We start from the raw sequence: 12,669 nt of genomic DNA on the forward strand, positions 1-12,669 counted from the left end.
TTTTTACGTCGCGTTCACCTGCGCGTCCTCATGTTCATGTCACCCTCCTTCTTGCCGCCTCGTCAACCCGCGTAGATGGGAAACTCTTTATGCTGGCGACACACATCCGGCGCTGGAAGTCGGTGGCCCTGGCGACCGCAGCCGTCCTGGTGGGCCTCACCGCCCCCGCGCTGACGGCGACCCCGGCCGCCGCGACCACGACCGCGTACGACTCGACGTACTACAAGAACGCGATCGGCAAGACGGGGACGAGCCTCAAGTCGTCCCTGCACACGATCATCAGCGCGAACGTCACCAAGCTGTCGTACTCGGCCCTCTGGGACGCCCTGAAGAAGACCGACCAGGACCCGAACAACAGCAGCAACGTGATCCTGCTGTACTCGGGCATCTCGCGCAGCAAGTCCCTCAACGGCGGGGACAGCGGCGACTGGAACCGCGAGCACGTGTGGGCGATCTCGCACGGCGACCTCACCACGTCCACCGGCCCCGGCACGGACCTGCACCACATCCGTCCCGAGGACGTGGCGGTCAACGGCAAGCGCGGCAACCTCGACTTCGACGAGGGCGGCTCCACCTTCACCAACAGCGGCGGCAGCAAGGTCGACTCGGACTCCTTCGAGCCGCGCGACGCGGTCAAGGGCGACGTGGCCCGCATGATCCTGTACATGGCCGTCCGCTACGAGGGCGACGACGGGTTCGCGAACCTGGAGCCCGACGACAAGGTCAACAACGGCTCCACCCCGTACATCGGCAAGCTGTCCGTCCTCAAGCAGTGGAACGACGAGGACCCGCCGGACGCCTTCGAGGAGAACCGCAACCAGGTCATCTACGACACCTACCAGCACAACCGGAACCCGTTCATCGACCACCCGGAGTGGGTGGACGCGATCTGGTAAGGGAGCCGGTCGTACTACTTACCTCACACAGGTGAAGTCGATCTTGGGCTCGGGCGTGTCCGCGTGACCGCCCAGCAGCATGGGGACGTCCCGGCAGTTCCGCCGGGGCGTCCCCGACTCCTTTTCCGGAGACTCCCGTGCAGCTTCGTACCTGGTCCCTCGCCGCCGCCCTCGCCCTGACCGCACTCGTCCTCCCCGCCCAGAGCGCCTCCGCACACGCGGCCGCCGCCCCGTCCTGCCCCGACGGCTCGGTCTGCTTCTGGAGCGGCGAGGGCTTCGGCGGCGACTACTGGGAGTGGACTGCCCGCAGCGGCTACCGCGACATGCCGCCCAACCTCCACGACAACGTGGGCTCCTTCGTCGCCTCCACCCGCGCCTGCTTCGTCAACTGGTCACCGACCGAGAAGCGCGACGTCTTCAACGGCGACTGGCGCTCCCAGTACCGCGGCGACTTCGGCGGGCGGATCGACGGGGTGGGGGCGGGGGCCTGTTAGTCCACTAGTCCGCCAGGTGCGTCGGCGCGAACATCCGCAGCAGGGCGGGGAGTACGACGACCGAGGGGCCCGGTGCCGCGAGGGCCTTCGCCAGGTCCGTCTCCAGGGTCTCCGGGGTCGTGCGGATCCCCGGGACGCCGAAGGACTCGGCGAGGGCCACGTAGTCGGGGCGGGTCAGTTCCGTCGCCGTGGGCTCGCCGAAGGCGTCGGTCATGTACTCGCGGAGGATGCCGTAGCCGCCGTCGTCGACGATGAGCCAGGTGACCGGGAGGCCGTGCTGGATCGCGGTCGCCAGTTCGGCGATGGAGTAGAGGGCGCCGCCGTCGCCGGAGACGGCGAGCACCGGGCGGCTCGGGTCGGCGGCGGCCGCGCCGAGGGCCGCCGGGAAGCCGTAGCCGAGACCGCCGGCGCCCTGGGCGGAGTGCATGAGGTTCGGGGCCTGGGCGTCGAACGCCGACCAGGCCCAGTACGCCAGGATCGTCATGTCCCAGAAGGACGGGGAACCGGCGGGCAGGGCGCGGCGGACCGAGGCCAGCACCTCCTGTTCCAGGGTGAGTTCCTGGGCGGCGATGCGGGCGGCGACCCGGTCGAGCACGGTCCGTACCCGCTCCGGGGCCGACGCGTCCTCGCGCGGGGTCACCGTCTCCAGGAGCGCCTGGAGCGCGAGCCGGGCGTCCGCATGGATGCCGAGGGCCGGGTGGTTGGACTCCAGTTTGCCGAGGTCCGCCTCGATCTGGATCACCCGGCCGCGCGGCTCGAACGTGTGGTAGTTGGAGGAGAGTTCGCCCAGGCCCGAGCCGACGACGAGCAGGACGTCGGCGTCCTCCAGGAAGTCCGTGGTGTGGCGGTCCTCCAGCCAGGACTGGAGGGAGAGCGGGTGGTGCCAGGGGAACGCGCCCTTGCCGCCGAAGGTGGTGACGACCGGGGCGTTCAGCGTCTCGGCCAGCTGCCGCAGCTTGCCGGAGGCGTCCGCGCGCACCACCCCGCCGCCCGCGATGACCGCCGGGCGGACGGCGCGCGACAGCAGATCGGCCGCCACCGCGGTCAGTTCGGGGCGTGGCGGGAGTTCGTCGGGGGTCGCGTCGACCGCGGTCACCACGGGCAGCGCGGTCCCCGCGAGGAGCACGTCCTGCGGGATCTCCACCCACACCGGGCCGTGCGGGGCGGTCAGCGCCGACTTCCAGGCGGCCGCGAGCGCGGACGGGATCTGCGACTGGGTGCGGACGGTGTGGACCGACTTCACCACGCCCCGGAACGAGGCCGCCTGGTCCGGGAGTTCGTGCAGGTAGCCGTGGCGGCCGCCGCCGAGGCCCGCGGTCGGGACCTGGCTGCTGATGGCCAGCACCGGGGCGGATGCCGAGGCCGCCTCGTGCAGCGCGGCCAGTGAGGTGAGCGCGCCGGGGCCGGTGGAGAGGAGCAGCGGGGCCGCCTCGCCGGTGATCCTGCCGTAGGCGTCCGCCGCGAAGCCCGCGTTGTTCTCCACCCGCAGGCCGACATAGCGCAGCGAGGAGCGGCGCAGGGCGTCGAACATGCCGAGGGCGTGCTGGCCGGGCAGCCCGAAGACGGTGGTCGCGCCGAGCCCGGCCAGGGTCTCCACGACCAGGTCTCCGCCGTTGCGGCCGGCGGGCGGGTTGAGGGCTGCGGCCGTCTGCGCCTCGGTCGGGCGGAGCACCAGGTCGTGGTCGTGGGTCACTTCGCGCGCGCCTCGGCAATCTGTCGGGTCATGATCGTGGTCAGTTCGTACGCCGTGTGCGAGGCCGCCACCGAGGTGATCTCGGCGTGGTCGTACGCGGGTGCCACCTCGACGACGTCCGCCGAGACGAGGTGGCAGGAGGAGAGTCCGCGCAGGATCTCCAGGAGTTCCCTGGACGTCATACCACCCGCCTCGGGCGTGCCGGTGCCCGGGGCGTGAGCGGGGTCCAGACAGTCGATGTCGATCGAGATGTAGAGGGGCCGGTCGCCGATGCGCTGACGGAGCTGGTCGGCCACCTCGTCGGCGCCCCGGCGGTAGATGTCCGCCGAGGTCACGATGCCGAAGCCCATCTTCTCGTCGTCGGTGAGGTCCTGCTTGCCGTACAGGGGCCCGCGGGTGCCGACGTGCGAGAGGGCGGAGGTGTCCAGGATGCCCTCCTCCACCGCCCGCCGGAACGGGGTGCCGTGCGTGTACTCGGCGCCGAAGTAGGTGTCCCAGGTGTCGAGGTGGGCGTCGAAGTGGAGCAGCGCGACCGGCCCGTGCTTCTTGGCGACGCTCCGCAGCAGCGGCAGCGCGATGGTGTGGTCGCCGCCGAGGGTCATCAGGCGCGCGCCCGTGCCGAGCAGTTCGTCCGCGGCCGCCTCGACGGTCTCGACCGCCTCGTTGATGTTGAACGGGTTGACGGCGATGTCACCGCCGTCCGCGACCTGGGCGAGGGCGAAGGGGGAGGCGTCCTGCGCGGGGTTGTAGGGGCGCAGCAGCCGGGACGCCTCGCGGATGGCATTGCCGCCGAAGCGGGCGCCCGGCCGGTAGGAGACGCCCGAGTCGAACGGCACGCCCACCACGGCCACGTCGGCGCGGCCGACCTCGTCGAGGCGGGGCAGCCGGGCGAAGGTCGCGGGACCGGCGTACCGCGGTATGCGGGAGGAGTCGACGGGGCCGCGGGGCGTCTCGTTGCTGCTCATGGGGGGCTGCCTTCTTTCCTACGCTTCATCGCGTACGTACCGCTATGCACTGCTTCTGTGACGACTCTACTGGTGGGCCGGGACCGGTTCGGACGCGAGTTCGGGGGCACCGCGGCCCGCGAGCCGTTCCCGCCAGGTGGCCAGCACGGCCGCGTCGGTCGGCCTCGTCGCCAGGGAGACGGCGACGTACGCGACGAGGGAGGAGAGCAGGCCGTAGTAGACGGGTTCGTTGGCGAGGATGCCGTAGCCCGCCATCAGGCCGACCACCGCGAGGCCGCCGACGGTCACGGCGGCGAGGGCGCCCTGGACCGTGCCGCGCTTCCAGAGCAGTCCGCCGAGGATCGGGACGAGGAGGCCGCCGACGAGCAGGTTGTAGGCGACGGTCAGCGCCTCCACGACGTCGTTGAGGGCGATGGCCGTGCCGATCACCCCGACCCCCATGACCAGGATGAAGACCCGGTTGCCCCGCACCTCGTCGTGATCACCGGTCCTCGTCCTGCCCCGCAGCCGCGACCAGATGTCGTTGTTGGCGACGGTCGCGCAGGCGATCAGCGCGCCGGAGGAGGTCGACATCACGGCGGCGAGCGCGGCGGCCAGCACCAGCCCCCGCACCCCGACGGGGAGTTCGTCCTTGACGATGGTCGCGAAGGCGTCGTCCGGGCTGCCCAGCTTCGGGTACAGCACCTTGGCCGCCGTCCCGATCACCGCACCCGCGAGGGCGTAGACCAGGCAGTAGGTGCCGGCCACCGTGCCGCCCCACTTCGCCGTCCGGTCGCCGCGCGCCGTGAACACCCGCTGCCAGATGTCCTGTCCGATGAGCATGCCGAAGGTATAGATCAGCACGTACGTGAAGATGGTCTCGCCGCCGATGCCCAGCGGGTCGAAGTAGGAGGTCGGCAGCTTGGCCCTCATCGCGCCGAAGCCGCCCGCCTTCACGACGGCGATGGGCAGCAGGAGCAGCAGCACGCCGATCGTCTTCACCACGAACTGGACCATGTCGGTCAGGGTGATCGACCACATGCCGCCGAGCGTCGAGTAGGCGACGACGATCGAGCCGCCCAGGACGATCGCGACCGTCCGGTTCATGTCGAAGAGGACGTCGAAGATCGTGGCGTACGCGATGGTCGAGGTGACGGCGAGCATGAGCGTGTACGCCCACATCACGACACCCGAGATCACGCCCGCCCGGCCGCCGTACCGGAGGTCCAGCATCTCGGAGACGGTGTACACCCTGAGGCGGGCGATCCGGGCGGAGAAGAAGACGGAGAGGGCGAGCAGGCCCAGGCCGATGGTGAAGACCATCCAGGCGCCGGACAGCCCGTACTGGTACCCCAGTCCGACTCCGCCGATGGTGGACGCGCCGCCGAGGACGATCGCGGCCATGGTGCCGGAGTACATGGCGGGCCCGAGCCGGCGCCCGGCCACCAGGAACTCGCTCTTCGACCTGGCCCGGCGCATGCCCCACCAGCCCATGGCCAGCATTCCGGCGAGATAGAGGACGATCACGGTGTAGTCGACGGCCACAGGGCCCTCCTTCGCTGGGGATCTCGCCGGCGGGTGACGTGCCTCGACACTAGGTGGCCGCAATGCGGCTGCGAAGTGTACGTTTCATCCATTCGAGCCGTACGGGATGGAGGAAGCGCACACCATGCCGGATCCCGCGGTCCCGCCCACGCCCCCTGTGCCCCTCGCCGCCCTCCTGGCCCGTGAGGACCTCGCCCTGCGCCGGATCGCCGGGCCCGCCGACCCCTCCCTCGTCATCCACGCGGCGCACACCTCGGAGATGGCCGACCCGTACCCGTACCTGCTGGGCGGCGAGCTGCTGCTGACGGCGGGCGTGCACATCCCCGACGCGGCGGGGTCGGGCACCTACTTCGACAACTACGTCTCGCGGATCGTCGCGGCGGGCGGCGCCGCCCTCGGCTTCGGACTGGCCCCCGTGCACGACACGGTCCCGCGGGCCCTGATCGAAGCGTGCGACACCTACGGCCTCCCGCTCCTGGAGGTCCCGCCGCAGACCCCCTTCACCGCCGTCGCCCGCGCGGTCTGGCAGCTGCTGGCCCAGGCCCGCCTGGCCGAACTGCGCCGTGTCACGGAGGCCCAGCAGAGCCTGGCCGCCGCCGCGGCCCGCCCCGACCCGGTGCCGTCGGTCCTGCGGCAACTGGCCCAGCGGGTCGGCGGCTGGACCGCGCTGTACGGCCCGGAGGGCACGGAGACCGCGTCGGCGGGCCGGCGGCCGGAGCCACCGGTGACCGCCTCCCTGGCCGAGCTCGCGGAGGTGGTCCGCCCCTCCGGCCCCGGCACCCCCACCTCCGCCACCCACGCCACCGCCGGCACCCACCTCGCGGCCTACACCCTCAGCACCGGCTTCGTCCTCGGCGTGGCCACCCCGGCCCGCGAACCGGGCGACCACACCATCGCCTCGGTGGCCACGGTCCTCCTCACCCTCCTCACCGGCGAACAGCAGAGCGGCTCGGGAGCGGCCAGGACCTCGGCCCTCGTACGGCTCCTGCTGGGCGGCACGGCGGAGGAGGTGGCACCCCTGCTGGGCGGGAGCGACACCTGGTTCGTCGTATACGCCTCGCACAACGGCCAACGTGACCGTGCCGACCTTCTTGCAGGGGCGCGGGGAACTGCGCGACCAGCCACGGTCCACCCGCACCCGCCGGACCTCCTGGCCGCCACCGCACTGGGCGCCGCACTGGGCTCAGCTCTCATCGACCCCGTAGGGGAAAACGTACGCGTCCTCCTCCCCGCCGACCGGGAACCCGATCCACAGCCCGGCTGGACCCTCGGCGTCAGCGCTCCCGTACCCGCACAGCAGCTGGCCCTCGCCGGCACCCAAGCGGCCCGCGCAATGGCCCGCGCCCGGGCGACCCGCACCCCCCTGTCGAGGCACGGCACCCACCCCGGCCTGGCCGAACTGGTCCCGGAGGAAGAGGCGCAGGCCCACGCCCGCGCCCTCCTCGCCCCTCTCGCCGAACACCCCGCCCTCACCGAGACCCTGCGCACCTGGCTCTCCCTGCACGGCAGTTGGGACCGTACGGCGGTCGCCCTGGCCGTGCACCGCAACACCGTGCGGCAGCGCATCGCCCGCTCCGCGGAGCTCCTGCACGCCGAACTCGACGACCCGGACGTCCGGATGGAGCTGTGGTTCGCCCTCCGCCAGGAGTGAGTGACGCACGTCCCAGCGGGCGATACGCAGGGCGAACGCCCAGCGCCCTGCCCCACAATGGAGCCATGCCGATACCCGGGACGCCCAGCCGCGCCGAGCTCGTAGAGCACCTTGTGAAGACCCGTATCGCGGGCGATGTCGCCACCCCCCGCGAGAACAACCTGCTCCACTACCGCAAGCTGGCCAACGGCGAGCGCAACTGGTGGCTGGGACTGGAACTCGGCGACCGCTGGACCGACGAGCAGGACGTGCTGGCCGTGATGGCCGAGCGGGTCGGGGTGAACGACGACCCCGAGTACCGGTACGGCCAGGACACCATCGACCCCGAGCTGACCGTGGACGGCCTGAACCGGCTGGCGGCGCGGCTGCGCAAGGCGGCCGAGGGCAGGCAGCGGGTGCTGTTCGCGACCGGTCACCCGGGCGGCCTGCTGGACGTGCACCGGGCGACCGCGGCCGCGCTGCGCGGCGCCGGCTGCGAGATCGCGGTCATCCCGGACGGGCTGCAGACGGACGAGGGGTACGTCATGCAGTTCGCCGACGTGGCCGTCCTCGAACACGGGGCGACGCTGTGGCACACGCACTCCGGGGAGCCGATGAAGGCGATCCTGGGCGGTCTGGAGCGCGCGGGGCGGCCGCAGCCCGACCTGGTCGTCGCCGACCACGGCTGGGCCGGCTACGCGGCGCAGGTGGGCCTGGACTCGGTCGGGTACGCGGACTGCAACGACCCGGCGCTGTTCCTCGCCGAGTCGGAGGGCACCCTCCAGGTGGCCGTGCCGCTCGACGACCACGTGCTCAGCCCCCGCTACTACGACCCGATGACCGCGTACCTGCTGGCCGAGGCGGGGCTGGCCTGACGGACCGATGTGCGGCCCCCGGAAGCGGGAGCCGCACATCGTGGCCTGGTCCTAGACCCTGAATCCCTGGTGTGTTGACGCTGGTGGCTCAGAACCCCAGCCCGCCGAAGCCGAGGCCTCCGAAGCCACCGATGCCGCCGATGCCGCCGAACCCGGCGGTGTAGCCGACGCCGACGACAGGGACGACCGCGACGGGGACGACCGCGACAGTGGTGGGGTAGTACCCGTACCCGTAGCCGCCGTATCCGTAGCGGCAGTTGTTGAAGCCGCCGCCCCGGAAGCCGCTGCAGCCGCCGAAGCCGCCGCCACCGGTGACGATGGACTGGTGAGTGGAGGCGGGGGCCGCCGAGGCGGTACCCGCGGCGCCGATCGCGGTTCCACCGGCCAGCAGCAGGCCGGCGGCGGATATCGCGGCGATGCGCCTCGCGCGCTGTACTCGCATGGGAAATACCTTTCTGCCGGACTTACGTCCGCTACGCGGCACGTCCGCTATGCGGCACATGCACTGTGCGGCATTTCACTCATAGAGCTTAAATCCGGATGAGAAGGACGGCATGTCAGGGTGGTCACCGTTCGTGATCCCCCCAGCTCACCGGCCCCGAACCCGGCCCCGAACCCGGCTCCGCGGCCGGCTCCGTGGCGGGCCCCGGAGTCGGGTCCAGGTACACCCGGCCGATCGCCGGGAACGCCGCCCGCAGCCGCTGCTCGGCCCGCTCGCAGGCCCACTCGACCTCGGCCGCCGTCGACACGTCCCGGAAGTCCACCTTGGCCGCGACCAGCGCCTCCTCCGGGCCCTGCACCAGCGTGGTCAGCTCCAGTACGGCCACGATGTGCTCGGACTCCAGCAGCTCCGCCCGGATCCGCTCCCGCACGGGCTTCGGCAGCGGCCGCCCGATGAGCAGCTCGGCGTTGGACCGGCCCAGCACCCAGGCGACGTACAGCAGGAGCAGGCCGATGAGGAGGGAGGCGAGGCCGTCCCAGGCGCCGGAGCCGGTGAGCTGGCCGCCGAGCAGGCCGCCGGCCGCGAGCACCAGCCCGACGAGCGCGGCCGAGTCCTCCATCACCACGGCCTTCACGGCGGTGTCGGGGGTGTGCCGCAGGTACAGCTTGAACGGTGCCTTGAAGCGGGCCGCCGCCCCGCGCGCCTGCCTGAGCCCCGTGCGCAGCGAGAAGCCCTCCAGTACGAAGGCGACGGCGAGCACGACGTACGACACCAGCGGGTCGCCGGGCTTCTCCCCCACGGCCAGGGTGTGGATGCCGTCGTAGAGGGAGAAGACCGCGCCGCCGACGAAGGTGGCGACGGCGGCGAGCATGGCCCAGATGTACCGCTCGGGGCCGTAGCCGAGGGGGTGCTCCTCGTCGGCGGGCTTCTCGCTGCGCTTGAGGGCGGTGAGCAGCAGCAGCTCGGTGACGGTGTCGGCGACCGAGTGCGCCGCCTCGGAGAGCATCGCGCTGGAGCCGCTGACGACTCCGGCGACCGCCTTGGCGAGCGCGATCCCGAGGTTGGCGACGGCGGCGACGATCACCGTGACGGTGCTCTCGCCGCCGCCCTGCCCGGTCTGTTCGAGGTGTTCGGCTTGGGCCATGCCCCAGTTCTACCTGGGGACGCGGACCACACCCTCCTGGATCACGGAAATGGCGAGTGAACCGTCCCGGGTGTAGATCCGGGCCTGGCCGAGCCCGCGGCCGCCGTGCGCGGACGGCGACTCCTGGTCGTAGAGCAGCCACTCGTCGGCGCGGAACGGCCGGTGGAACCACATGGCGTGGTCGAGCGAGGCGCCCACCACGTCCCCGACCGCCCAGCCGCCGCGGCCGTGCGCGAGCAGGACGGAGTCGAGGAGGGTCATGTCGGAGACGTAGGTCGCGAGGACGACGTGCAGCAGGGGGTCGTCGTCGAGCTTGCCGTTCGTCCGGAACCACACCTGGCTGTGCGGCTCGCGCGGCTCACCGTACTTGCCGAACGGCGGCTCCTCGACGTAGCGCAGGTCGATCGCCTCGCGGGCCTCGAGGAACTTCTCCACGACGGCCGGGTCGAGGTGTCCGTAGTCGCGGAAGCGGTCCGCCGAGGTGGGCAGGGTCGCCGGGTCGGGCGCGGCGGGCATCGGGGCCTGGTGGTCGAGGCCCTCCTCGTCCAGCTGGAAGGAGGCCGACAGGGCGAAGATCGGGCGGCCGTGCTGGACGGCGACCGCGCGCCGGGTGGTGAAGGAGCGGCCGTCGCGGATGCGCTCGACGGTGTAGACGATGGGCGCGCCCGGGTCGCCGGGGCGCAGGAAGTACGCGTGCAGCGAGTGGGCGTGCCGGTCCGCCGGGACGGTACGCCCGGCGGCGACCAGCGCCTGGGCCGCGACCTGTCCGCCGAAGACGCGCGGGACGACGGCGGACCGGGACTGGCCGCGGAAGATGTTCTCCTCGATCTGCTCCAGGTCGAGCAGGTCGAGGAGATCACTTAGTGCCTGGTTCATGGCACCTTTTCTACTGGCGGGTTGTTGCGGCAGGCCTACAGGCCCATGTCCTTCGCGATGATCGTCTTCATGATCTCGCTGGTGCCACCGTAGATGCGGTTGACGCGGTTGTCCGCGTACAGGCGGGCGATCGGGTACTCGTTCATGAAGCCGTAGCCGCCGTGCAGCTGGAGGCAGCGGTCGATCACGCGGTGCGCGACCTCGGTGGTGAACAGCTTGGCGCTGGCGGCCTCGGCGGGGGTCAGCTCGCCGGCGTCCAGGGCCTCCGTGGCGCGGTCGACGACGGCCTCGGCGGCGTCCACCTCGGCCTGGCAGGCGGCCAGCTCGAACTTGGTGTTCTGGAAGGCGGCGACGGGCTGGCCGAAGACGACGCGCTCCTGCACGTACTGCTTGGCGAACCGGACGGCGGCCTTGGCCTGCGCGTAGGCGCCGAAGGCGATGCCCCAGCGCTCGGAGGCGAGGTTGTGGCCGAGGTAGTAGAAGCCCTTGTTCTCCTCGCCGAGCAGGTCCTCGGCCGGCACCTTCACGTCGACGAACGCCAGCTCGGCGGTGTCGGAGGTCTTGAGCCCCAGCTTGTCGAGCTTGCGCCCGACCGAGTAGCCCTCGGCCTTCGTGTCCACGACGAAGAGGGAGATCCCGTGCCGGCGGTCTTCCTTCGTGGGCGCGGAGGTCCGGGCGCAGACGATCATCCGGTCGGCGTGCACGCCACCCGTGATGAAGGTCTTGGCGCCGTTGAGGACGTAGTGCGTGCCGTCCTCGCTGAGCTTGGCGGTGGTCTTCATGCCCGCGAGGTCGGAGCCGGTGCCCGGCTCGGTCATCGCGATCGCCCACATCTCCTCGCCGGAGACGAACTTCGGCAGGTACCGCTTCTTCTGCTCGTCGGTGGCGAGCAGCTTTATGTAGGGCAGGCCGAGCAGCACGTGCACGCCGGAACCGCCGAAGGCGACGCCCGCACGGGCCGTCTCCTCGTACAGGACGGCCTCGAACTTGTAGGAGTCGATGCCGGCGCCGCCGTACTCCTCGTCGACGCGGATGCCGAAGACGCCGAGCTCGGCGAGCTTGTAGTAGAAGTCACGGGGGGCCTGGCCAGCGGCGAACCACTCGTCGTACACGGGTACGACCTCGGCCTCGATGAAGGCGCGGATGGTCTCCCGGAACGCCTCGTGATCCTCGTCGAACAACGTACGGCGCACGGCCGCCACCTCCACGGACTTCGGCATGTCTAAGCGCTTGCTCAGACACCAAGGTACCGGCGGGTAGGCGACGGGTCCAGGGTGGGAAGGGGAGCGAGGGGGGTAACGCTCGTCACGCCCCCATCCACCCGGGGGGAATCCACCTCACCCCTCACCTCACCGCCCACCAAAAATCCCGCCGCGACGGCGATCGGCCACGACGGCGCGGACCGGCGGCGCCGAACCGACCCCAGGCAGCTCGGCAGGCGCGGCGGGGGCGGGAGCGGCAAGGCGCCGCCGTTCCCCCGCCCCCGCCCTCACTCCTCCCCCGCCGCCGCCCCGAACGCCCCCCTCGCCATCCGGTGGAGCAGGATCGCTGTCGCGCCGCGGCCCGGCAGGGAACCCGGTCGGCCCAAATGCGGGGTGGAGTTCAGGAGGCCGAAGACCGAGTGGACCGCGGAGCGCGCCGCGGGCTCGGGGAGCGCCGGGTAGACGCCGCGGAGGACCTCCACCCAGAGTTCGACGTACTGGCGCTGGAGCTGCCGCACCAGCTTGCGGTCGCTGTCGCGCAAGCGGTCCAGCTCCCGGTCGTGCAGGGTGATCAGTGGACGGTCGTCGAGGGCGAAGTCGATGTGGCCCTCGATGAGGGAGTCCAGGACCGCCGAGGGCCCGGTGTCCCCGTCGGCCTCGGCCAGGCGGCGCTTGGCCCCCGTCAGCAGCTGCCCGCTGATCCCCACCAGCAGCTCCGCGAGCATCGCGTCCTTGCCCGCGAAGTGCCGGTAGAGGCCGGGCCCGCTGATGCCGACCGCGGCCCCTATCTCGTCCACCCCGACACCGTGGAACCCGCGCTCGGCGAACAGCCGGGCGGCCTCCTTGAGGATCTGCTCGCGGCGGGTCGGGGCGTCGGTTCTCGTGACCATGAAGGCAATTCTAGACAGGGAGGTTAGCGCTCGTTAAC

The 12,669-nt window shown here is 71.6% G+C and carries 12 protein-coding genes; 4 read left to right on the forward strand and 8 right to left on the reverse strand.

What is annotated here, in order from left to right; translation table 11 throughout:
* Window positions 1–89 precede the first annotated feature (89 nt).
* Window positions 90–896, forward strand: coding sequence for an endonuclease (locus ACFZB3_RS15370; protein ID WP_391375223.1), 807 nt, complete (start codon window positions 90–92; stop codon window positions 894–896).
* A 137-nt stretch (window positions 897–1,033) separates the two neighbouring features.
* A complete protein-coding gene (locus tag ACFZB3_RS15375; protein ID WP_391375226.1) occupies window positions 1,034–1,390 on the forward strand; it encodes a peptidase inhibitor family I36 protein in 357 nt (118 codons plus the stop codon).
* Window positions 1,391–1,394: 4 nt separating this feature from the next.
* Here ACFZB3_RS15375 and ACFZB3_RS15380 read toward each other — a convergent pair whose 3' ends face one another.
* The 3 genes from ACFZB3_RS15380 to ACFZB3_RS15390 form a co-directional block, all read right to left on the reverse strand.
* The gene (locus tag ACFZB3_RS15380; RefSeq protein WP_391375229.1) at window positions 1,395–3,083 is read right to left on the reverse strand and encodes a thiamine pyrophosphate-dependent enzyme; all 1,689 of its coding nucleotides are present in this window, start codon (window positions 3,081–3,083) and stop codon (window positions 1,395–1,397) included.
* Window positions 3,080–4,048: an agmatinase gene (speB, locus tag ACFZB3_RS15385; RefSeq protein ID WP_391375232.1), complete on the reverse strand. Its 969-nt coding sequence runs from the start codon at window positions 4,046–4,048 to the stop codon at window positions 3,080–3,082. Before speB ends, ACFZB3_RS15380 begins: the two co-directional genes overlap by 4 nt.
* Window positions 4,049–4,114: 66 nt before the next feature.
* Window positions 4,115–5,572 (reverse strand): sodium:solute symporter, encoded by a 1,458-nt coding sequence (locus ACFZB3_RS15390; RefSeq protein WP_391375235.1) that lies wholly within the window; start codon window positions 5,570–5,572, stop codon window positions 4,115–4,117.
* 124 nt (window positions 5,573–5,696) lie between these two features.
* Between ACFZB3_RS15390 and ACFZB3_RS15395 the strand changes: the two genes are divergently transcribed.
* Together ACFZB3_RS15395 and ACFZB3_RS15400 are read left to right on the forward strand one after the other, a co-directional pair.
* Complete coding sequence (locus ACFZB3_RS15395) at window positions 5,697–7,223, forward strand: PucR family transcriptional regulator ligand-binding domain-containing protein (RefSeq protein WP_391375238.1); 1,527 nt, start codon at window positions 5,697–5,699, stop codon at window positions 7,221–7,223.
* Between the two features lie 65 nt (window positions 7,224–7,288).
* The gene (locus ACFZB3_RS15400; protein WP_391375240.1) at window positions 7,289–8,077 is read left to right on the forward strand and encodes a phosphatase; all 789 of its coding nucleotides are present in this window, start codon (window positions 7,289–7,291) and stop codon (window positions 8,075–8,077) included.
* Between the two features lie 88 nt (window positions 8,078–8,165).
* On the opposite strand, the gene ACFZB3_RS15405 is transcribed toward ACFZB3_RS15400, so the two are convergent.
* From ACFZB3_RS15405 to ACFZB3_RS15425, 5 genes are all read right to left on the reverse strand, one after another.
* On the reverse strand, window positions 8,166–8,519 hold the full coding sequence (locus ACFZB3_RS15405; protein ID WP_391375242.1) for a hypothetical protein: 354 nt from the start codon (window positions 8,517–8,519) through the stop codon (window positions 8,166–8,168).
* 124 nt (window positions 8,520–8,643) lie between these two features.
* Window positions 8,644–9,663, reverse strand: a complete 1,020-nt coding sequence (locus ACFZB3_RS15410) for a cation diffusion facilitator family transporter (protein WP_391375244.1) — start codon at window positions 9,661–9,663, stop codon at window positions 8,644–8,646.
* Window positions 9,664–9,672: 9 nt separating this feature from the next.
* Complete coding sequence (locus ACFZB3_RS15415; RefSeq protein ID WP_391375247.1) at window positions 9,673–10,539, reverse strand: acyl-CoA thioesterase domain-containing protein; 867 nt, start codon at window positions 10,537–10,539, stop codon at window positions 9,673–9,675.
* Between the two features lie 35 nt (window positions 10,540–10,574).
* Window positions 10,575–11,732, reverse strand: a complete 1,158-nt coding sequence (locus ACFZB3_RS15420) for an acyl-CoA dehydrogenase family protein (protein WP_351712970.1) — start codon at window positions 11,730–11,732, stop codon at window positions 10,575–10,577.
* Between the two features lie 296 nt (window positions 11,733–12,028).
* Window positions 12,029–12,631, reverse strand: coding sequence for a TetR family transcriptional regulator (locus ACFZB3_RS15425; RefSeq protein ID WP_391375250.1), 603 nt, complete (start codon window positions 12,629–12,631; stop codon window positions 12,029–12,031).
* Between the last annotated feature and the right edge of the window lie 38 nt (window positions 12,632–12,669).

The organism is Streptomyces sp. NPDC008092 (assembly GCF_042957285.1).
Lineage (GTDB): Bacteria > Actinomycetota > Actinomycetes > Streptomycetales > Streptomycetaceae > Streptomyces.